Here is a 21,129-nt window from a genome sequence, read left to right as displayed (position 1 = left end):
AGCCGTCAGGCGGATGCGCCGGTGACCAGCGACCACAGCGGTTCGTCCGAACCGGTGCGGACCACCTCGTCGCCGAGGAGGCGCTCCCAGCGCCGCTGCGTGCCCTCGTCGTCGCGCCACGACCACAGCCGGCGGGTCACCAGGTGCAGCGGGTACTCCTGGGTGATGCCGATCGCGCCGTGCAACTGGTGGGTGTCGGTGGCCACCGTCCCGGCGGTCCGGGCGGCCACCGCGCGCACCGCCGCCGCCGTGGCAGACCCCGGACGGGTGACCGCGACGGTGAGCGCCGCGTCGAGCAGGTCGCGCTCGACGGCGAGGCCGGCGACGAGCTGACGCACCGCGGGCAGCGCCGACAGCGGCCGGCCGAACTGCTGGCGGGTGCTGACGTGGTCCTTGGTCAGCGTGCAGGCCCGCTCGACGGCGCCGGAGATCGCCGCGGCGCGCAGCACCGCGACGCGGGCGAGCACGTCCCCGGCGAGGCCCGCGGGCGCCACGGCGACGCGGTCGGCGGGCAGCCGCAGGCCGTCGAGGCGCAGCGTTCCCACCGGTTCGCCGGCCAGGTCACGCTCGACCCCGCCGGCGGCACCGGCGGCACCACCCGGCGCGGTCGGATCGGCGGACGGCGCGGCGCTCGGCGGGGCGTCAACAATGGCGACGACGGTGGCGTCGGCCTGCTCGACGACGAGGACGACCGTGGGCACCTCGGGCACCCAGCGCACCCGCGGGACGGTGCCGTCGAGGATCCAGTCGCCGTCGGCGCCGTCGCGGCGGGCCTCGACGGTGCCGGCGGGCGCCAGCGCCAGGGCGGCGCGCTCGGCGGTCGCGGTGATGGGCAGCCCGGCGCTGGCCAGCGCCCAGGCGGCCAGGCCGGTCTCGATCAGCGGGACGGCGGCGGCGTGGCGGCCGACGCCGGCGGCGAGTTCGGCGACCGCGGCGAGATCCCCGCCGGCGCCGCCGTCGTCCTCGGCGACGCCGACGACCGGCCAGCCGAGTTCGGTCAGCAGCGCCCACAGCTCGCCGGGGGCGGTGTCGGTGTTCGCCCCGAGCACGTCGTCGACGACGGGACGCAGATCGGCATCAAAGATCATCGCGGTAGCTCCGCCCGGCTGATGACGGTGTACAGGACCTCGGAGGAACCGCCTCGGATCGACGCGCCGGGCACGACGGCGAGGCCGTCGACGAGCAGCCGGTGGGCCTCGGCGTCGCCCTCGCAGACGTCGAAGACGTACCGGGCGGTCTCCACGACGTCCTTCTCGAACCGGGTGCCGGCGAGCTTGAGCCCCGCGGCCAGGCGCACCGGCGCCTCTCCCTTGTCGATGGCGCCGGCGAGCTGCAGGCCGAGCTGGCGCAGCGCGGTGAGGCGCGCGGCCAGCTCGCCGAGGCGCTCGGTGGCGGCCCGGTCGGGATGGCGCGCGACCGTGCGGATCATCGCGGCGAGCACGGGGTAGGTGCTCAGGTAGCGCTCCACCCCGCCGCGCTCGAAGGCGAGCTGCTCGGTGACCTGCTTCCAGCCGGCGCCGACCGTGCCGAGGACGCGGCCGTCGGGCACGTGCACGTCGTCGAGGATCACCTCGTTGAAGTGGTGTTCGCCGACGAGGTCGAGGATGGGCCGCACGGTGATGCCGGGGGTGTCGGCGTCGACGAGGAACTCGGTCAGGCCCTCGTGCTTGGACGCGCCCTCGCCGGTGCGGGCGAGGATGTACAGGTGGGTGGCGTGATGCGCCGACGTCGTCCACACCTTCGCCCCGGTGATCGACCAGCCGCCGTCGATGGGCGTCGCCCGGGTGCGCACGGCCGCGAGGTCGGAACCGGCCTCGGTCTCGGACAGGCCCAGGCCGACGACGACCTCGCCGCGGCAGATCTTCGGCAGCAGCTCGGCACGCTGACCCTCGGTGCCGACCCGTAGGATCGTCGGGCCGATCTGGCGGTCGGCCGTCCAGTGCGCGGTGACCGGCGCCCCGGCCCGCAGCAGCTCCTCGGTGACGACGAACCGCTCGGTGTTCGACCGGGCACCGCCGCCGTACTCGGTCGGCCAGGTCATGCCGATCCAGCCGTGGCGGCCGAGCTCGCGGGTGAAGTCGGGGTCGTAGCCGCGCAGCCAGCTGTCGTTGCGCGCCGCGATGCCGGCCGCGGCGACGAACGCGCGGACCTCCCGGCGCAGCTTGTCGTGGGGGTCGGCCATCAGCCGACCTCGTCGCGGGCGACGATCATGAGAGTTCCTCCGAGTGCGCAGCCGCCGCGGGACGGCGCTCGCACCGATGTCGGCGAGATGCTTCGCACCGCGGCCCGGGGGGTGCGATCCAGCCCGCACATCGTAGTTGACGATTTCGTCAAAAGTAAACCGGTGTGCCGGTCCCCGGGCGCGGCCCGCAAGGTCGGACGCAGCGCGGCCGCGGGCTGCCTGCTCCCACCGGGAGACGGCAGCCCGCGGCCGGGGCCCGCCGACGCTAGAGCTGCAGCAGGGACTTGAGGTTGTCCGAGAGGATCAGCTTGCGGTCCTCCTCGGAGAGCACCGCGGCGTCACGGACGAAGGCACCCGGGGTCGGCAGGCCCTCCGGGTGCGGCCAGTCCGAGCCGAAGATGATGTGCCCGATGCCGATGGCGTCCTTGAGCGCGAGCAGGTCGTCCTCGTAGAACGGCGCGACCCAGACGTGCTCGCGGAAGCTCTCCACCGGGTCGACGGCGAACTTCTGCGGGATCTTGCCGTAGGCGTTGCGGATCCGGCGGACGAGGTCGAGCACCCAGGTGGAACCGGCCTCGATGGTGGCGACCTTCAGCGCCGGGTGCCGCTCGAACACGCCGTGGCCGACCAGCGCCGCGATGGTGTCCTGGATGGGCCGCTCGACGTGGAGCTGCATGATCTCGGGCAGCGGCGTGGTACGCAGGCCCTCGAAGGCGCCCTCGCCCCACTTCTCGGCGACCCACTCGTAGCCGGCCTCACCGGTGTGGTAGGACACGACGATGCCGGCCTCGGCCGCGGTCGCCCAGAACCGGTCGAAGACCGGGTTACCCGGGGAGCGGGTGATCGCGCCGACGCGGACGGGCCCCGGCACCAGCACGACGATCCGCGCGCCCAGGTCACGCACCCGCTCCAGCTCCTTGACGGCCAGGTCGGGGTCGGCCAGCGACAGCACCGGCGTCGAGATGATGCGGTCCTGGTACGAGTAGCCCCACTCGTCCTCGATCCACCGGTTGAACGCCTCGACGATGGCGTGCAGCGCGTCGGGCTTGTCGGTGAGCAGCCCCTCGACGGCCACCCCGACCGTCGGCAGCATGATCGTCGCGGCGACGCCCTGCTCGTCGAGCTTGGCGATGCGCGCGTCGCGGTCGGTGTACTCGGGCTGGCTCTCCTGCAGCTTGCCGACGAAGGACGCCAGCTCCCGGCCCTCGGTGTTGTTGCTGCGGAAGTACTGCTCGAACACGCCGGGGGCGGCGACGGTGGGGAACGTCGGGTCCGGGTTGGTGGTGTAGAGCTTGTTGTTGATCACCATCCGGGTCCGGCCGTCGGGCGTCTGCAGAATCTTGATCAGCCGCTTGTACTCGGGCGCCAGGTGGCGGGTGAGCGCGTCGGCCGTCTCGTAGTAGTGCTGGTCGGCGTCGTAGAGCGGGTAGCCCAGCGACGGGAGCACGGCCGTGTCGCCGGGGGCTGCCAGGGTGGTCATGAACTCTCCTCGTTCGGCGTTCATCCGGATGGTCGGTCGTCGTCTGGGGGTGCCACCGCCCGGCTACGGGGCGAGGGCCGTGGGCGTGGGCGCCGGGGGCGCGAGGGCCTTGCCGAACAGTTCGATCTCGGCCAGGCAGTCGTCGACGCTGCGGGCATGCGACTCGACCGACAGGTGCGTGACGCCCGCGGCCTGGTACCCGGGGGCGGCGGCCGCGAGCGCCTCGGCGGCGCGGGCCGGGTCCCGGCTGACCTGCGGGGTGAAGCAGACGTCGAAGGTGCTCGGACGGCCCGCCGCCGCGCGCAGCTCGCGCAGGGTGGCGATCCGCTCGCCGATCTCGTCGGCGGCCAGGCTCGGGGTGGTGGTGATCTCCGCCATCTGCGCGGGCTGCTCGAAGGGCAGCCAGCCGTCGGCGACCTCGGCCACCCGGCGCATCGCCGCCCGGCTGTTGCCACCGATCCAGATCGGCGGGCCGGGCCGCTGGGCCGGCCGGGGCAGCATGACGTGGCCCGACGCCGGGAAGTGCGGGTCGTCGCGCTCGACGACCTCGCCGGTCCAGGCGGCCTGCATCGCGGCGATGGCCGCGTCGAACCGACCGCCGCGGCCGTCGAACTGCGCGCCGAGCACGTCGAACTCGGGCTTCTGGTAGCCGGCGCCCATGCCCACGATCAGCCGGCCGCCGGAGAGCAGGTCGAGGCTGGCCACCGACTTCGCGGTCAGGTAGGGGTTGCGGTAGCCGGCGACGAGGATGAACGTCAGCAGGCGCACGCGCCGCGTCGCCGCCGCCATGAACGCCAGCGAGACGAACGGGTCGAAGGAGTGGTGACCGCCGCCTTCGATCCAGGCGCTGGAGGGGAAGGGATGGTCCGTCGTGGAGACGATGTCGAATCCGCTCTCCTCGGCGGCGACCGCCACGTCGGCGAGGTCACGCTCACCGATCCACCGCTCCCAGTGCTTCACCGCGCGGGTCGGGAACTGGTAGTTCAGCTGCACTGTCGTCCTTCCTCGGTTCGCCGGCGGCCGGTCAGACCGCGACCGGAGTCCGGTCGCCGGCGGGGTCGCGCACCGGCAGGCCGAGCAGCCGCCGGGCGTTGTCACCCATGAAGTCGCGAGTCCGCTTCTCGTCCATGCCCTCGGCGTAGGCGTAGTAGCCGCGGGGCTCGGTGAGGCCCTCCGGGTGCGGGAAGTCGGAGCCGAACAGCACCCGGTCCCAGCCGACCGTGGAGATCACGTCGGCGACGGAGCCCTCCCAGAACGGGCTGACCCACACGTTGCGACGGAACACCTCCAGCGGATGCTCGGGGAACGCCTGCGGCATCTTGCCGTAGGCGGCCTGCAGGTCGTCGAACAGCGGGTGGATCCAGGCGCTGCCGTTTTCGATGCTGGCGACACGCAGCTTCGGGAACCGGGTGAACGTGCCGTGGCAGATCAGGCTGGTGAGCATGTCGGCGATCTCGCGGTGACCCAGGGTCACCCAGCGGAAGGCGCTCATCTCGGTGAAGTCGTTGGAGTCCGGCGGCTCCCACCGGTTGATGTAGTCGTCCAGCGGCGGCTGGCTGGAGTGCAGCACCACCGGGATGCCGGCGCGCTCGACGTCCGCCCAGAACGGGTCGAACTCCGGCAGCGCCGGGGAGCGCCAGCCCCGCAGGCCCTTGACCGGCGCCGGCTTGATCAGGACGACCTTCGCCCCGTTCTCCAGCACGTAGTCGAGCTCGCGGCGGGCGTCGTCGACCAGGGCGCAGCTGATGACCGGCGTCATGAACAGCCGGTCGGCGTGGGTGTAGCCCCAGGTCTCGAGCATCCAGCGGTTGATCGCGTGGATCATGGCGACGACGAGCTCGGGGTCCTCGGCGGCGGAGTGCTCGACCAGGTTCGCCAGCGTCGGGTAGACCAGCGCCTCGGTGACGCCCTGGGCGTCCATCTCCACCAGGCGCGGGGCGGGCTCGCGGAACGACGGGCGGGACTCGATGGCCCGCCCGGTCATCTCCCGCAGCGACTGGCCGTCGCGGTTCTGGCCGGAGAAGAACTTCTCCCAGGCGCCGGGGGCCGCCACCCGGTCGAACGTCGGGTTCGGGATGTAGTCGGTGATCTTTCCCCGGATCGCGATCCGGGTCGCCCGTCCGACCTGCACGAACTGCACCGCGCGCCGGTAGCGCTCCGGCAGGTGCCGGGTGAGCGCGTCCGGGGTCTCGTACATGTGCTGGTCGGCGTCGAAGATCGGCGCGTCGGTGTACTGCGTCACGGCTGCTGCTCCTCGCTGCCCGGGGGAACCCGCCGCCCCGCCGCATGCCGCCGGCCATGGGCCGTGGGCGACCGGGCTTTCGCCACCTCGGTGCTGTCTCGGGTACTGCTGCGCGAGCCAACACTAAGCCGACTTGACGAAACTGTCAACTTTGGCAGAACGTAGCTGACACGGACATGTGGGCCGTCACGCGGTCACTTCGACCGATGGCGGGCACCAGCATCGACAGGTCCGTCAGGCCCGGCCGCGGCACGCCCTCCTACACTGGGAGAAGCTATGGATGACTCCTCTGCCGTCGACGCCGTCGACGCGTCCGCACCGCCCGGTGGCGGGACGAGTTCCGCGACGGGTAACGGCAGGAGCATGGGCCGCCGCGCGGCCCGCACCCGCGGCCTCATCCTCGACGCGTCCCGCCGGCTGTTCCTCGAGCGCGGCTACGCGGGCACCCGCGTCAACAACATCACCGACGCCTGCGGTATCTCCCGCGCCGGCTTCTACACGTACTTCCGCGACAAGCGGGAGATCTTCGACACTCTGGGCGAGGCCACCTACCACGAGATCCTGCAGGTCATGGCCCTGTGGGAGACCATGGCGCGCCCGTGCACCCACGCGGACGTCGCAACATGGGTGTGGCAGTACTTCGCGTTCATGGACCGCCACGGCGCGTTCATCCTGTCCGCCCAGTCCGGCCCCGACGACCAGGCCGTCGGCAGCGCGAGCAACAAGATGCAACTGCGTGTGGTCTGGCTGCTCGGGGTCCACCTGCGGTGCCGCCAGCGCACGCCCACCGACGCCCCCGAGGCGCTGGGCCTCGCGGTCCAGTCGATGATGGACCGCACCTGGTACCACTGCCACGGCCAGCGCCTGCCGGTCGACGATGCCGACGTCGTCAACACCATCGCCGGGTTCATCATGGCGGTCCTCACCGCCTGAGGCCGCCCGCGCCCACCGCTCAGCGCGGTGGCGCCGCTCAGGGCTGGCGCGGCTCGAAGCGGGTGCGCAGCTGGGCCTTGGCGACCTTGCCGAGCCCGGTGCGCGGCATGACGTCGATCAGTTCGAGCTGCTCGGGAAGCTTCTGGCGCATCAGCCCGGCCTCCCGCAGCCAGCCCGTCAGCTCCGCCAGCGACGGCACCGGCCGGCCGGGGCGGGCGACGATGACGGCGCACACGCGCTCGCCGCGCTGAAGGTCGGGCAGTCCGATCACGGCGACCTCGGCCACGTCGGGGTGGCGACCAAGCAGGGCCTCGATCTCCTGGGGGGCGATGTTCTCGCCCTTGCGGATGATGAGGTCCTTCAGCCGGCCGACGATCTCGATGTGACCGGAGGGAACCAGCCGGCCGAGGTCGCCGGTGCGAAACCAGCCGTCGGCGGTGAACGCCGCCCGGGTCGCCTCGGGATCGGTGTAGCCGTGGCACACCCCGTGCCCGCTGACCTGCACCTCGCCGACGGCGCCCGGCGCGAGCGGCGCGCCGCCCTCGTCGACGAAGCGCAGCCGGTTGACCGGCACCGGCCGGCCGTCCGTCGCGGCCAGCACGTCGGGCGGATCGGCGATGGAGGCCACCGCCACCATCGGCACCTCCGTCATCCCGTAGTCGTGCGCGAGCACCGCGCCGAGCACCCGGTCCACCTCGCCGACCAGGTGCGGCGGGCAGGGGGCGCCGCCGCCCTTGAGTGAACGCAGCGTCGGGACCAGCCGCTCCCCCGGACGGGTCGCGGCGAGGTCCAGCAGCGCGGTGTAGAACGGCGTGCTACCACCGGTGGCGGTGACGCCGTGCGCGCGGAAGAGCTCCACGGCCTGGTCGGGGACGAACGCCTCCAGCAGCAGGATCGGGAAGCCGCCGGCGAGCGCGGCGATGAGGTACTGGATCCCGCCGACGTGCGCCACCGGGAAGCCGACCGCGCCGACCTCCCCCGCTGCCCGGCCGAGACCGCTCAGGCCGGCGAAGCAGACCGCGGGTGCGAGCAGGGTGCCGTCGCTGTGCCGCGCGCCCTTGGGGATGCCGGTGGACCCGGAGGTGAAGTAGATCCAGCGCACCTCGTCGGGGAGATGGTCGGGGCGCACGCCCGCGCGCGGCGGGTCGGCCTCCGGTGCGTCGTGGCCGATCTCCACCAGCCGGGGTGCGGGGCCGCCGGCGGCGGCGACCTCCCGGGCGATCGCCGTGAAGTCGATGCCCCGCCACGTCCCCGGTACCAGGAAGACCTCCGCGTCGATGGCGGCGAGCGCGGCGCTCACCTCCCGCTCGCGGTAGATGGGGATGACCGGCGCCTGCAGGGCACCGAGCCGGCGCAGCGCGATCATCACCAGCAGGGTGCTGATCCGCGTCGGGAGCTGCCAGGCGACCCGGGTGCCGGCCGTGATGCCCTCACCCGCCAGCGCGGCCGCGACCCGGTCGACCCTGGCGTCGAACTCGGCGAAGGTCAGCCGCGCGTCGTGCTCGTCGACCAGCATGAGTGCGTCGGGGGTGGCCTGTGAGCGGCGGGCCACCAACCCGTCGACCGTGGGGGCCGTCAGCAGCCACGGCCACTGCTCGGCGGCCCGCGCGAGATCCACCGCCTCGATCCCAGCCACCGGATCGGTCCCAGCCACCGGATCGGCCGCAGCCACCGGATCGGCCGCCGTGGACTGCTTGCTCGGCACGGACGTCATGACGGCCTCCTGGCGATGTCGGGGTCCGGCGAGCGGACCGCGCTGCCTCCGGCGGCGCGGCGGGGTCCGTGATTGACGACGATGTCGGACGATGCTCTGCTTGACCAGGGCAACCACATCAAAAAGTTCAATCCTTTGTCAATATCAGGTGAGCTGCCGGCAATCGGCCTCCGACGGCGTCCGATCACCCCTGCCGTTGCGGCGCGCTGCGCGCGTTGCGGTGCGGTGGGTACGGTTTGCGGGCTCGGACCGTACGAAGCGCACCGCAATGCCGCACCGCGCCGAGGGATGCCGCACAAGGAGACGACCTGATGATCGCAGGCGGCGAACCGGCCGCGGCCGGCCCCGACGGACCGCGAGACGATCGCGGCGGCACCGCGGCCCGGCCGTCCGCCCCCGCCGGCGGTCCGCTCGCCGGGCTGCGGGTGCTCGACGCGGCCTCCCTGTACGCCGCGCCCCTGCTCGCGAGTCTTCTCGCCGACCAGGGTGCGGACGTGGTCAAGCTGGAGCCGCCCGGAGGGGACGCTTACCGGGCCACCGGGTTCTGGCCGCTGGTCGCGCGGGGCAAGCGGTCGATCATGCTCGACCCGGCCGACGCGGACGGACGGGCGGCGCTGCGCGGCCTGGTCGCCGTGGCCGACGTCGTCGTCGTCAACGAGCCCGCGGCGCGGCTGGCGGCGCGCGGCCTGGATCCCGACACGATGCTCGCGGTCAACCCGCGCCTCGTCGTCGCGCACGTGAGCGGCTACGGCGCCGACGGCCCCGCCGCGGGGCGACCGGGCAACGGGACGATGGGCGAGGCGTTCGCGGGCCTGACCCACATGACCGGCGACGCGGGCGGCCCACCGATGCTGCCCTCGGTCCCGCTCGGCGACGCCGTGATGGCCTACGCGGGGGCCTTCGGGGTCGCCGCCGCCTGCCACGACGTGCGGGTCAACGGGGCACCCGGCCGGGTCGTCGACGTCAACCCGGTGGAGGCGATGCTGCACGTCGTCGGTCCGACGCTGGTGTCGGCGGCAGCGCAGCTCGCGGCCGGCGCCGAACCACCCGGGCGCCTCGGCGGTGGGCTCGCGGGCTCGGCGCTGCGCGACGTGTTCGCCTGCGCCGACGGCCGCTGGCTCGCGGTGAGCGTCTCCACCCCCCGCCAGCTACGCGACCTCGCCGCCGTCGTCGGCGCGCCGACCGGGACCGCCGGCGAGGCACTCGGCGAGGCGGTGCGGATCTGGGCAGGCGGACTCGACCGCGCGGAGGCGGTGCAACGCCTCGCCGCCGCCCGGCTGCCCGGGGCGCCCGTCAACACCGCCCACGACGTGGTGTCGGACCCGCACCTGCGCCACCGGCGAGCCCTGCGGACGCTGCGCACCCCGGACGGCATGACGGTGACCGTGCCGGCCCCGGCCCCACGCGCCGCCGGCGACCCGGCCACTCGCGACCCGGCCACTCACGACCCGGCCACGGGCGGCGACCCGGCCACGGGCGGCGACCCGGACGCCGGTGTGCTGCCCACGGCGGGCCAGCACACCGGCGAGGTCCTGCGCGAGTGGACGGCGCCGGCCCACGAACCGGCGTCGGCTCAGGAACCGGCGGCGTCGGCGAAGTAGTACCGGGCCAGCAGCTCGACGACGCAGCCGGGCTTGGCGGAGCCGTCGACGTCGATCGTCACCCGGTTGGTGACCTGGACGGCTCCGTCGTCGAGCTTGCGCAGGTCGATGAGGGTCGCGCGGGCGCGGATGCGCGCGCCGGCCCGCACCGGCGAGGGGAAGCGCACCCGGTCCAGGCCGTAGTTGATGCCCATCCGGATGCCCTCGATGGTGCGCAGCTTGTTCATGAAGTACGGCACCAGCGACGCGGTGAGGAAGCCGTGGGCGATCGTCGCGCCGTACGGGCCGCCGGCGGCCCGCTCGGGGTCGACGTGGATCCACTGGTGATCCTCGGTGGCGTCGGCGAACAGATCGATCCGCGACTGCTCGACGGTGAGCCAGTCGGTGGGACCGATCTCCGTGCCGAGCGCGGCCTCCAGGTCGGCCGCGCTGCGGTAGATCTCCATGGTCCGTTCTCCCTGCTGGTTACGGCGGATGCTCGGGTCGGCGGTGCCGGCTGGCTCAGCGGGTGCCCGGTAGATCAGCGGGTGCTGAGCAGCATCGCACCGCCGACGGGGCCGCCGCCGACGCCCACCACGGCGACCTCGGGGCTGTTCGGCGCCTGTCGCTCGCCGCCCTCGCCCCACAGCTGCACACACGCCTCGTGCAGGAAGCCCATGCCGTGCAGCCGGCCGCCGGAGAGCTGCCCGCCCGAGGTGTTCAGCGGGAGCGGCCCGTTCAGGGCGATGCGCTCGCCACCCTCGATGAACGGCCCGACCTTGCCGTGCTCGCAGAAGCCCAGCGCCTCCAACCACATCACGGTCAGGAAGCTGAACCCGTCGTAGAGCTGGGCGAGGTCGACGTCGGCGGCACGCAGCGTGGTGTGTTCCCACAGGGTGGCGGCCACGTCGTGCGCCGCCATGGTGGTGACGTCGACGCGCTGGTCCCAGGTGGCCCGCTCGAACATCCCGGTGCCGACCGACTCCACCGTCAGCGGGTGGCGCGGCAGCCCGGCCGCGGCGTCGCGCCGGGAGATGACGACCGCGGTCGCGCCGTCGCAGGGCACGTCGCAGTCGAACAGGCACAGCGGCTCGGAGATCATCCGGGCGTTGAGGTAGTCATCGAGCGTGAGCGGGTCGCGGTAGATCGCGTCCGGGTTGAGCCCGGCGTTGGCGCGGGCGTTGAGCGGGATCGCGGAGAGCTGCTCGCGGGTGAGCCCGAAGTCGTGCATGTAGCGCTGGGCGGGCATGGACAGCCAGTTCGCCGCGGACAGCGCGCCGAAGGGCCCCGTGTACTCCAGGTGCCCGGACACCGTCCCGCCGCCGAACAGCACCGACGCCCGGCCGGCGCCGGCCTGTGCCGTCGACTCCCACACCGAGCGGTAGACGACGACGTGGTTGGCCAGCCCCAGGGTGACGGCCATGCACGCCTCGATCGCCGGGCCGATCTGCCCGGCGGTCTCCGTCGAGGACAGGTACCAGCGGCTGCGCAGGCCGAGGGCGTTGCGGACCTCGGTGATGGAGGCCCCGGAGAAACCCAGGTCCGGCACGCCGGGCCCCGGGTAGCTGGCGATGCCGTCGACGTCGTCGACGGACAGGCCCGCGTCGGCGATCGCCCGGGTCACCGCCTCGATGGTCAGATCCAGCCCGGTGCGGCCGAGGCGCCGGCCCACCTGGGACTTGCCGGCCCCGGTGACGACCGCCTTGCCGTCGAATGGCCCGCCGCTCATCGCGCTCCCCCAACCGTCGCCGTGGCCCGCCGGAACAGCGGCAGCCACACCGGCGAGTCATCCGGACCGGGCTGCGCCGGCCACTGTTCGAAGAACACCTCTACCTCCAGGCCCACGCGCACCTCGTCGAGCGGGACGTCGACGATGTTGGTGATGAGGCGGACGTCCGGCTCGTCGGCGAGCTCCACCATCGCCACGACGTACGGCGGCGGGTAGCCGGGGATCCACGGCTGGCGGTTGATCGTGTAGGCGGCCACCGTCGCCCGGCCGGAGACCGGCTCCGGGCCGACGTCGGTGCTGCGACAGCGCCAGCACACCGGGCCCGGGGGGTGGAAGAAATGTCCGCAGGCCCGGCACCGGCTGATCAGCAGCTGGCCGTCGCGCCCGCCGGTCCAGAACGCCGCCGACTCGGCGGTCGGCTGCGGCAGCAGCCGTCGCTCGGGCCTTGCGTACGCAGGGGAATGTGTATCCGTCACGCCGCCTCCTCCCACGGCCCCCGGCGCCGTCGCGGTGGACGGCATCGGCCGGGCCGCGCGCTCGACGGACGACGCCCTCGATGGCGTCGTCCGTAGGTCCCACATTGGACCTCAGGGGCGGCTGGCGCCCCCACCAGCTGCACCCTAGGAGAACTTGACATTTCCGTCAAACAACGGTCTCATGGCCGGGGTGGCGCGCCACTGGCGGCGTTCCCAGGCAGGGCAGTGGACAGTTGACGAGAGGTTCACCTCGGCGGTCACGCGACCGCCCGCAGGCTTCCCTCCCGCCCGCGGGCGTCCCCCGCCGCGGCCTGGCGCGCCGCGCCTGCGGTTCCGTCTCGGCGGACACCGCGGACAGCCGCCGACCCTACCGACGTATCGCAGGCGCACAGCAGGACCGACAGGAGAACTGATGGACAACCCGTTCGCGCCGGAGCTGCTCATCGAGGAGAGGGGTCCAGTCCGCCTCGTCACCCTGAACCGACCGGAGGCGCTCAACGCGACGAACGAAGCGCTGCACCACGCCCTGGTCAGGGTGTGGCGCCACCTGGCGGAGGACCCGGGCGCGCGCGCGGTCGTGCTGACCGGGGCGGGCCGGGCGTTCAGCGCCGGCGGCGACCTCCAGCACTTCGTCGAGCTGTGGGACGACCGCGAGCTGCGCCGCGCCGAGATCGACGGCGCCCGCCGCCTGCTCAACGAGATGGTCGACTTCCCGCTGCCGGTGGTGGCCGCGGTCAACGGCGCCGCGGTGGGCCTGGGCTGCAACCTGGCGGTGTGCAGCGACATCGTGCTGCTCGCCGAGAGCGCGTTCATGTCCGACCCGCACGTGGGCGTCGGGCTCACCGCGGCCGATGGCGGCGCGCCGACCTGGCCGCTGCTCATGGGCATGCTGCGGGCCAAGGAGTACCTGCTGACCTCCGAGCGCATCCCCGCCCACCAGGCCGTCTCGCTGGGCCTGGCCAACCGGGTGGTGCCCGACGCGGAGCTGCTCGACGAGGCGCTGAAGGTCGCGGCCAAGCTCGCCGCCCAGCCGCCGCAGGCCGTGCAGAGCACCAAGCGGGCGCTGAACATGCACATCAAGCGGGCGGTGGCCGGCGTGCTGGAGTACGCCCTCGGCGAGGAGTTCGCCTCCTTCGACACCCCCGAGCACCAGGCGCTCGTGCGCAGCTTCCTCGAGCGCTCCAAGGCCCGCGCGGCCGCGGCGGGAAGCCCCGCATGACCACCGCGACGGCCGCCGACCCGACGGTCATCGATCCGGCGGACATCGACCCGGCGGTCCTGCGCGACGACCTCGACGCCTACGCCCGTGCGCTGCGCGCGTGGCTGGCGAGCGAGCCGGTGCTGGACCAGTGGCGCGGCCGGCACTACCCGAACACCGAGGAGCGCATCGCCGACCACGGCCGGTTCATGGGCGTGCTGTTCCGCGCCGGCTGGAACCGCTACGGCTGGCCGGAGTCGGCCGGCGGGCTCGGCGGGGACGAGCGCCACCGCGCCATCTTCTACGACGCCCTCTCCGCCGCCGGGCTGCCGATCCCCGCCCCGCACCTGATGCTGGAGACCCTCGGCCCGCCGGTGGTGCACTTCGCCCCCGAGCTCGCCACCGCCTACCTGCCGGCCTACCTGCGCGGCGACGAGTGGTGGGGGCAGGGTTTCTCCGAGCCGGAGGCCGGCAGCGACCTGGCGTCGCTGCGCTGCCGCGCCCGCCGTGAGGGCGACACCTACGTCCTGTCCGGGTCGAAGCTGTGGACCAGCCATGGCGCGACCTCGAGCCGGCTGGTGTGCCTGGTGCGCACCGGCACGCCGGAGTCCCGCCACCGCGGCCTTTCCATGATCATGCTCGACGCGGACACACCGGGCGTCACCATCCGGCCGATCGCGCTGGCCAGCGGCGAGAACGAGCTCGCCGAGGTCTTCTTCGACGACGCCGTCGTCCCGGCGACCAACCTGGTGGGCGACGAGGGCAAGGGCTGGGCCGTCGCGATGTACCTGCTGCAGTGGGAACGGGCGATGTACGCCTGGATCTGCGCCGCCGACGCGCTGCGCCGGCTGCGCGACCTGCGCGGGCAGGTCGCCACCCGGCTCGCCGCCGGCGCCCGGCTGCCCGACGGCTCGGCCGCGCGCCTGGGCGCCGTCTACGAGCAGATCATCGCCCTGCGCTCCCGCAGTGCCGCCACCGTGCGCCGGCTCGCCGCGGGCGACACGGTGGGCCCCGAGGCCAGCGTCGACAAGGTCCTGCTCGCCACCGTCGAGATCTCCCTGTTCGACCTCGCCCGCGACCTGCTGGGTGCCGAGTTCGTCCTCGGTGCCACCGACGAGGTCGCGGCCTGGCGCAACGAGTGGTGGTTCTCCCGCTCGGCGACGATCCTCGGCGGCTCCGCCGAGGTCCAGCGCACGATCATCGCCGATCACGTCCTCGGCCTGCCGAAGGAGGCGAAGTGACCAGTCCGGCCACCATCACCGCCGCCCCCACCGCCGGCGCGTCCCCGGCGCCGGCGGGCCTCGACGACGCCACCGCGGAGCTGCTGGCCGGTTCCCTGCGGGAGGTGCTCGCCGAGGGCGGTGACCTCACCGCGGCGCTGGCGGAGCTCGGCTGGGCCGACGTGCTCGCCGACGACCCGGCCCGCGCCACCACCCTGCTGTTCACCGAGCACGGGCGGGCACTGGCCCACTCCCGCGTCCTCGACGACGTCCTGCTCGCCGAACTCGCCCCCGCCCTGCCCGCCGCCACCGCGGCGCGGGCGCTGCTCTACCCGCTGCACTCCGATCACCCGGCCGACCCGCGCGGGCCGCTGACCGGGCTGCTGCTCGGCCCCCTCGACGGCATCACCGAGGTCGTCGTCCCGACCGTCCTCGACACGGGCGCCACCGCCGACGAGCCGGACGCGACCGGCCTGGCCGGGCTCGCCGGCGGCGTCACACTGCGGATCCTGCCGGCCGAGCTGGTCGCGGCGGCGGCGCAGCCGGTACGCGGCTTCGACACCGCCGCGGGCTGGCTCACCGTCTCCGCGGCGCCAGTGGGACCGGCGGGCCCGGCCACCCCGGCCGGCGACGCATGGACCCGCGCGGTGGCCGCCGGCCGCCGCGCGCTCGCCGCCGAGATCACCGGCGGCTGCGAGGCGGCGCTCGCGATCGCGGTCGCGCACACCTCGGCGCGCGTCCAGTACGGGCGGTCCATCGCGACCTTCCAGGCCGTGCGCCACCGGCTCGCCGAGGCACACGTGGCGGTCGAGTCGCTGCGCTCGGAGCTGACCGTGGCGTGGGGCAGCGCCGGGCACGCGGACGGCGGCGCCTGGGCGGCGCGGCTGGTCAAGCTGCGCGCCGGATACGCCCAGGCCGAGGTCATGCGCCACGCCGTGCAGGTCTGCGGCGCGATGGGGCTGTCGCTGGAGAGCGAGCTGCACCGCTTCGTCGCCCGTACCGCCGCGCTCGACCTGCTGCTCGGTGACCACCGCGCGCTGGCCGAGCAGCTCGGCACCGAGCTGCTCGGCGGCGCCGAGCTCGAGCCGGTCGTCGCGATCTGATCACCGCCGCCCTGGCCGGGCCGGGCGCCCCGTGGGGCCGTCCGGCCCGGCCGGGATGGCCGGTCGACGCGCCGAGATGATGCCATGCAACCGCCCGACACCCCCCGACAACGCGTCCCCGCCTCGGTGGCGGACCTCGGACCGCGCGCCGCACGCACCCGACAGGTGATCGTCGATACCGCCCGCGGGCTGTTCCTGCGCCATGGTTACGCGGGCACCAGCGTCGCCGACATCACCGAGGCGTGCGGCATCTCGCGCGCCGGGTTCTACACCTACTTTCGGGACAAGCGGGAGATCTTCGCCGAGCTCGGCCGGGCCGGATACCAGTCCACCCTCGCCGTCGTCGCCCGGCTCACCGCGGTGCCCGACGACTGGCCGGCCCCCGCCGTCGAGGAGTGGATCCGGCTCTACTTCACCCACCTCGACCAGCACGGGGCCTTCGCGCTGGCCGCGATGCTGTCCGCGCCGACCGACGTGGCCTTCCGCAACGACTCCCACCGCATCCAGGTCCGCGTCGCCCGCAAGCTCGGCGAGCTGCTGCACGCCCGCCAGCGCGATCCCGCCGGCTCGCCGGAGGCGGTCGGCCTGGTCGTGCTCGCGATGCTCGACCGCTGCTGGTACAAGATCCGGGCCACCGAGATCCGGATGGACGAGGCCGACATCATCGCCGAGGCCGCGGCCCTGCTCGTCGCCACGATCCACCCTCGGCTGGCCGGATAAGTCCCGCGCCCGGCGCTGGCCAGGCGCGCCGGGCGGATGACGCGCCGGGCGGGGTCAGGCGGGTTCGGTGGGGCGGCGCACCGCCGAGCGGGGACGGTCGACGAACTCGACGACGGCGCCGTCCGGGTCGTGCAGGAACAGCACGGTGAAGCCACCGGTCGGCGTGTCCGGCATCGGCATGACCACCGGGTCGTCGACGTCACCGAGCGCGCCGTCGGCGACGAGCGAGGCGTGCGCCTCGCGGACGTCCTCGACCGCGAGCGCGATCCGGTACAGGCCCTGGACGTTGGCCGGCGGCGTCGCCGTGGCCCCCGCGGGCGCGGGCTGCTGGGTGAACTCCAGGGAGAACGTCGGGTCCTCGGGCAGCACCAGCGACGCGGTGGGACCCGCCGGGCTCTCGCCGCGGTCGCGCACCGTCCAGCCGATCCCGGTGTACCAGGCGATGGTGCGCTCGAGGTCGGTGCAGCGCATCCGCTCGTGGGACAGCAACGGCAGCCGGCGCGGGTCGCCGGGGGCGGCGGGGATCTCGACGACCTCGATGACGGCGTCGTCGGGATCGCTCAGCCGCAGCGCCGGGCGCACGGCGCCGCGGACCGCTAGGCCCTCGGGCACCGGGGTGAACGCGACGCCGGTGGCCTCCAGGCGCGCGGAGACGATCCGCAGGGACTCGACGCGGTAGCCCAACGCCGAGAAGCCGGTGGGCCGCTGGTCGGCGGTGGCGGGCGTGGTGTGCGGCGTGGTCCAGCCGACCAGCTCGACGGCGGGGGCCGAGCGCGGGCCGCGCAGGTCGTAGAGGAACGTGGTGACGCTGGCGGTGCCGGAGCCCAGACCCATGGTGGCGGTGTCGCCGTCGGTGCTGATCGAGCGCATCCGCGGCTCACCGGCGAACAGCGACAGGTGGAAGGCGGCGGAGCGGTCGACGTCGACGGTGTTGAGGTTGCAGTGCAGCACGGCGTGGGCATGGTGGGCCGGGCGGCCGGACGGCGATGCCGCCGGGACGCCGCTCGCCGTCGGCTCGGTGCTGGTGGTCATGGGGCGCCTCCGGGAAGGGATGCCGGATCGGCCGCGGGGACCACGGCCGGTCCGGTGCTGCGGTCACGTTCGGTACGGGTCCGCGAGGACGCTCGGCGGACCGTCACGGGCACGGCACCGCGGCCCTCGCGCTCCGCCTGACCCTAACCACAGTTGACACTTCCGCCAACACTTGCCACGAAGCCGCTACCCGCGACCGTCCGCACCGCGCCGACGGTCAACCGCGCCTCGGAGAGCCGGCAGCTCAGACGCCCCAGCGGCTCAGACGGTGGCGGTGGCGGCGGCCCAGGAGGCGGCGAGGTCGTCGACGGTGGTGACGCGGGCGAGCATGGCGATCGTGTTCGCCAGGATGTGCTGGCCGTACTCGGCCGGGGTCGACGCCGCCGCGTCGCGCGGGACGATGACGTGGAAGCCCTGGTGGACGGTCTCCCCCACCGCGAGCGGGATCGCGACGTTGAGCGAGACGCCGGCGAAGACGACCGTGTTCACCCGGTGGCCGCGCAGGATCGGCAGCAGCTCACTGCCCCAGGTCGGCGACAGGCCGTGGTGGCGCGGGATGATCAGGTCGGTGGGGTCGAGCAGGTCGGGCACGACCTGGGTCGCCGGGTGGCCGGGGCCCCAGTCCTTGCTGCCCTGGGCGGCGGCCTTCCACAGCGGCGCGGGCCCGGGGTCGGTGGAACCCAGCCAGCCCTCGAACGTCGCGTGCACGACGAGCACCCCGGCGGACCGCGCGGCGGTGACCAGCCGGCGCAGGCCGTCGCGGATGTCGGCCGAATCCGCCGCGAGCGAGGGCAGCATGGAGTCCGGGCCGAGCACCCCGTTCTGGCACTCCACCAGAACGACCGCGCTGGTCCGGGGGTCGATCGGCCGCGGGGGGCGCTTGCCCGGGGTGTCGTTGTTTGACATCATCGTCAAACATTAACGCTCGGAGCTTCGATGGAGTAGCCCGTGCCGACGAAACACATCCCGGATCCCTGCCTCGCCGACATCCTTCGCCGTAACGCGGAGCGCTTCGGCGACGTCCCCGCCTACCTGTACGAGGGACGCAGCATCACCCACCGTGAGCTGCTGCGTCGCGCGACGGCCATCGCGGCCGCCCTCGCCCGAGCCGGCCTGCGCCGCCAGGACCGGGTGGCCCTGCTCGGTCGCAACAGCATCGCCTTCGGCGAGGTGCTCGCCGCCGGGCAGCTCAGCGGCATCGTCGTCGCGACCGTCAACTTCCGCCTCGCGGCACCCGAGATCGCCCGCATCCTCGCCGACGCGAAGCCTCGGGCGATCTTCGTCGACGCCGAGTTCCTGCCGATCGTGGCGACGCTGCGTGCGGAGCTCGGCCTCGAACTGGTCGTCCGCCTCGACGACGCGGGCGGCGCGGGCGGCGCGGGCGGCGCGGGCGGCGACGTCGTGGGCCTGGCGGAGTTCCGCGACGCCGCGCTCGGCGATGAGCTGCCGTTCGCCGCCCGGCCCGACGACATCGCCTGCCTGATCTACACCAGCGGCACCACCGGTCGGCCGAAGGGCTGCATCATGGGCCAGCGGGAGATGTTCCGCGTCGGCCAGACGATGAACGTCGAGATGCGCACCGGCAGCGACGACCGGATCCTGCTGGTGATGCCGCTGTTCCACATCGGCGCGATGGCGATGGCCTTCGGCCTGCACGCCCGCGGTGGGACCGCGGTGCTGCACCGGCAGTTCGAGCCGGCGGCGCTGCTGGCCACGGTGCCGGCCGACGCCATCACGGTGCTGCACCTGGCGCCGAGCATGCTGCAGGCGGTGCTGACCGAGGCCGGGGCGGGACCGGGCGTCGCCGACCCGGCGCCGGTGGCGGCGCTGCGCGGGGTGCGCTCCATCGTCTACTCGGCCGCGCCCATCACCGCGCCGACGCTGGCCGCAGCGCTTGCCGCGATGCCGGACACCGGCTTCCTCAACCTGTACGGCCAGACCGAGGTGATCACCTCCGGGCTGCCCCGCGAGCTGCACCGCGGCTCCGGGCCCGACCGGGACCGCCGGCTCACCTCGGTTGGCTTCCCCTACCCGGACACCGAGATCCGCATCCTCGACGACGACGGGGCCGAATGCCCGCCGGGCGTGCCCGGCGAGATCGTGGTGGCCTCGCCGGCGATGTTCCGCGGCTACTGGAACGACTCGGCCACCACCGGCGTGACGCTGGCCGACGGCTGGTGCCACACCGGCGACGTCGGCGTGTTCGACGCCGAGGGCCTGCTGCACCTGGTCGACCGCAAGAAGGACGTCATCATCAGCGGCGGGGAGAACATCTACTCCCTGGAGGTCGAGGACGCTGTGCTGACCCACCCCGCCGTCGTGCAGTGCGCCGTGGTCGGCGTGCCCGACGAGCGCTGGGGCGAGGCCGTGTGCGCCGTCGTCGTCCTCCTGCCCGGCACCGAGCTCACCTCGGGCGAGCTGCGCGAACACGTGGCTACCCGGATCGCCCGCTACAAGTCACCGCGGTCCGCCGTGGTCGTCGACGAACTGCCCGTCCTGCCCACCGGAAAGATCGACAAGAAGGCGCTGCGTGCCCGGCTGGCCGCGCCGCGAGAGGTGCCTGCGTGAGCTACCGCTACATCGACTACGAGACGCTGGCCGACGGCCGGATCGCCCGGATCACCCTCAACCGGCCGAAGGCGCGCAACGCCCAGAATCGGGGCCTGCTCGTCGAGCTCGGGGAGGCGTTCACCCGGGCGGAGGCCGACGACGGCGTGCGCGTGGTCATCCTGCGCGGCGCCGGCGCGTCGTTCTCCGCCGGCCACGACCTCGGCACTCCGGAGAGCGTCGCCGAGCGCAATCCGGACGGCCCCGACCTGCACCCGACGTTCCAGTGCAACGGGGCCTCCTACGGCGGCGCGGAGAACCGCACCCGCCAGGAGTGGCACTACTACTACGAGAACACGAAGCGCTGGCGGAACCTACGCAAGATCACCATCGCTCAGGTGCACGGCAACGTGCTGTCCGCCGGGCTGATGCTGGCCTGGTGCTGCGACCTGATCGTCGCCGCCGACAACACCGTGTTCGCCGACGTCGTCGGCACCCGCCTGGGCATGTGCGGGGTGGAGTACTTCGCCCACCCGTGGGAGTTCGGCCCGCGCAAGGCCAAGGAGCTGCTGCTCACCGGCGACTCCCTCGGCGCCGACGAGGCGCACGCGCTGGGCATGGTCAGCAAGGTCTTCGGAGTCGAGGAGGTCTCCGAGCGGACGGTGGAGTTCGCCGCCCGGATCGCGAAGGTCCCGACGATGGCCGCGCTGCTGGTCAAGGAGTCGGTCAACCAGGCGCAGGACGCGATGGGCTTCAGCTCGGCGCTCGACGCCGCCTTCACCCTGCACCAGCTCAACCACGCGCACTGGAGCGAGGTCTCCGGCGGCAAGGTGTACGTCGGCACCGCCGAGTACGGCCTGGACGACTGGCGCAACGCCCCCGCCATCCTGCCGGCCGACAAGAATCGGCCCTAGGCCCTAGGCCCTAGGCCTCAGACCCCAGGCCCCAGGCCCTCGGCCTTCGGCCCCAGGCC

19 protein-coding genes are annotated in these 21,129 nt (G+C 73.7%); 8 read left to right on the top strand and 11 right to left on the bottom strand.

What is annotated here, in order from left to right; translation table 11 throughout:
• Window positions 1-5: 5 nt before the first annotated feature.
• The 5 genes from NBZ83_RS03925 to NBZ83_RS03905 form a co-directional block, all read right to left on the bottom strand.
• A complete protein-coding gene (locus NBZ83_RS03925) occupies window positions 6-1,088 on the bottom strand; it encodes an acyl-CoA dehydrogenase family protein (protein WP_261566447.1) in 1,083 nt (360 codons plus the stop codon).
• Entirely contained in the window at window positions 1,085-2,182 is a 1,098-nt protein-coding gene (locus NBZ83_RS03920) for an acyl-CoA dehydrogenase family protein (RefSeq protein ID WP_261566448.1), read from the bottom strand. The genes NBZ83_RS03925 and NBZ83_RS03920 overlap by 4 nt, the downstream gene beginning before the upstream one ends.
• 265 nt (window positions 2,183-2,447) lie before the next feature.
• Window positions 2,448-3,662, bottom strand: a complete 1,215-nt coding sequence (locus NBZ83_RS03915; protein ID WP_261566449.1) for an amidohydrolase family protein — start codon at window positions 3,660-3,662, stop codon at window positions 2,448-2,450.
• Window positions 3,663-3,725: 63 nt separating this feature from the next.
• Window positions 3,726-4,655, bottom strand: coding sequence for an LLM class F420-dependent oxidoreductase (locus NBZ83_RS03910; protein ID WP_261566450.1), 930 nt, complete (start codon window positions 4,653-4,655; stop codon window positions 3,726-3,728).
• Between the two features lie 31 nt (window positions 4,656-4,686).
• Entirely contained in the window at window positions 4,687-5,904 is a 1,218-nt protein-coding gene (locus tag NBZ83_RS03905; RefSeq protein WP_261566451.1) for an amidohydrolase family protein, read from the bottom strand.
• A gap of 276 nt (window positions 5,905-6,180) precedes the next feature.
• On the opposite strand from NBZ83_RS03905, the gene NBZ83_RS03900 reads away from it, so the two are divergent.
• A complete protein-coding gene (locus NBZ83_RS03900) occupies window positions 6,181-6,837 on the top strand; it encodes a TetR/AcrR family transcriptional regulator (RefSeq protein ID WP_261574355.1) in 657 nt (218 codons plus the stop codon).
• 37 nt (window positions 6,838-6,874) lie between these two features.
• Here NBZ83_RS03900 and NBZ83_RS03895 read toward each other — a convergent pair whose 3' ends face one another.
• Complete coding sequence (locus NBZ83_RS03895) at window positions 6,875-8,551, bottom strand: AMP-binding protein (protein ID WP_261574354.1); 1,677 nt, start codon at window positions 8,549-8,551, stop codon at window positions 6,875-6,877.
• 311 nt (window positions 8,552-8,862) lie between these two features.
• On the opposite strand from NBZ83_RS03895, the gene NBZ83_RS03890 reads away from it, so the two are divergent.
• The gene (locus NBZ83_RS03890) at window positions 8,863-10,152 is read left to right on the top strand and encodes a CoA transferase (RefSeq protein WP_261574353.1); all 1,290 of its coding nucleotides are present in this window, start codon (window positions 8,863-8,865) and stop codon (window positions 10,150-10,152) included.
• Here the strand turns inward: NBZ83_RS03890 and NBZ83_RS03885 are convergent.
• The 3 genes from NBZ83_RS03885 to NBZ83_RS03875 all read right to left on the bottom strand — a co-directional run bounded on the left by NBZ83_RS03885 (window position 10,125) and on the right by NBZ83_RS03875 (window position 12,336).
• Entirely contained in the window at window positions 10,125-10,598 is a 474-nt protein-coding gene (locus tag NBZ83_RS03885) for a MaoC family dehydratase (protein ID WP_009738322.1), read from the bottom strand. The two genes, NBZ83_RS03890 and NBZ83_RS03885, sit on opposite strands and share 28 nt — an antisense overlap.
• A gap of 74 nt (window positions 10,599-10,672) precedes the next feature.
• Window positions 10,673-11,860, bottom strand: coding sequence for a thiolase family protein (locus NBZ83_RS03880; protein ID WP_261566455.1), 1,188 nt, complete (start codon window positions 11,858-11,860; stop codon window positions 10,673-10,675).
• The gene (locus NBZ83_RS03875) at window positions 11,857-12,336 is read right to left on the bottom strand and encodes a Zn-ribbon domain-containing OB-fold protein (protein WP_261566456.1); all 480 of its coding nucleotides are present in this window, start codon (window positions 12,334-12,336) and stop codon (window positions 11,857-11,859) included. The genes NBZ83_RS03880 and NBZ83_RS03875 overlap by 4 nt, the downstream gene beginning before the upstream one ends.
• A 412-nt stretch (window positions 12,337-12,748) precedes the next feature.
• Here NBZ83_RS03875 and NBZ83_RS03870 point away from each other — a divergent pair, with 412 nt between their 5' ends.
• From NBZ83_RS03870 to NBZ83_RS03855, 4 genes are all read left to right on the top strand, one after another.
• Window positions 12,749-13,555: an enoyl-CoA hydratase/isomerase family protein gene (locus tag NBZ83_RS03870; RefSeq protein WP_261566457.1), complete on the top strand. Its 807-nt coding sequence runs from the start codon at window positions 12,749-12,751 to the stop codon at window positions 13,553-13,555.
• Entirely contained in the window at window positions 13,552-14,775 is a 1,224-nt protein-coding gene (locus NBZ83_RS03865) for an acyl-CoA dehydrogenase family protein (RefSeq protein ID WP_261566458.1), read from the top strand. The genes NBZ83_RS03870 and NBZ83_RS03865 overlap by 4 nt, the downstream gene beginning before the upstream one ends.
• A complete protein-coding gene (locus tag NBZ83_RS03860) occupies window positions 14,772-15,857 on the top strand; it encodes an acyl-CoA dehydrogenase family protein (RefSeq protein WP_261566459.1) in 1,086 nt (361 codons plus the stop codon). Before NBZ83_RS03865 ends, NBZ83_RS03860 begins: the two co-directional genes overlap by 4 nt.
• Window positions 15,858-15,941: 84 nt before the next feature.
• Window positions 15,942-16,577, top strand: a complete 636-nt coding sequence (locus NBZ83_RS03855; RefSeq protein WP_261566460.1) for a TetR/AcrR family transcriptional regulator — start codon at window positions 15,942-15,944, stop codon at window positions 16,575-16,577.
• 54 nt (window positions 16,578-16,631) lie between these two features.
• Here NBZ83_RS03855 and NBZ83_RS03850 read toward each other — a convergent pair whose 3' ends face one another.
• The gene (locus tag NBZ83_RS03850) at window positions 16,632-17,609 is read right to left on the bottom strand and encodes a VOC family protein (RefSeq protein ID WP_261574352.1); all 978 of its coding nucleotides are present in this window, start codon (window positions 17,607-17,609) and stop codon (window positions 16,632-16,634) included.
• A 261-nt stretch (window positions 17,610-17,870) separates the two neighbouring features.
• Complete coding sequence (locus NBZ83_RS03845) at window positions 17,871-18,515, bottom strand: cysteine hydrolase family protein (protein ID WP_261566462.1); 645 nt, start codon at window positions 18,513-18,515, stop codon at window positions 17,871-17,873.
• A 42-nt stretch (window positions 18,516-18,557) separates the two neighbouring features.
• Between NBZ83_RS03845 and NBZ83_RS03840 the strand changes: the two genes are divergently transcribed.
• Both NBZ83_RS03840 and NBZ83_RS03835 read left to right on the top strand, forming a co-directional pair.
• Entirely contained in the window at window positions 18,558-20,177 is a 1,620-nt protein-coding gene (locus NBZ83_RS03840) for a class I adenylate-forming enzyme family protein (protein ID WP_261566463.1), read from the top strand.
• Entirely contained in the window at window positions 20,174-21,070 is an 897-nt protein-coding gene (locus NBZ83_RS03835) for an enoyl-CoA hydratase (RefSeq protein WP_261566464.1), read from the top strand. Before NBZ83_RS03840 ends, NBZ83_RS03835 begins: the two co-directional genes overlap by 4 nt.
• Window positions 21,071-21,129: the final 59 nt, after the last annotated feature.

The organism is Frankia gtarii (assembly GCF_025403375.1).
Taxonomy (GTDB): Bacteria; Actinomycetota; Actinomycetes; order Frankiales; family Frankiaceae; genus Frankia; species Frankia gtarii.
The sequence above is the reverse complement of the archived record's forward strand: the minus strand, read 5'-3'. Positions and strand labels throughout refer to the sequence as shown.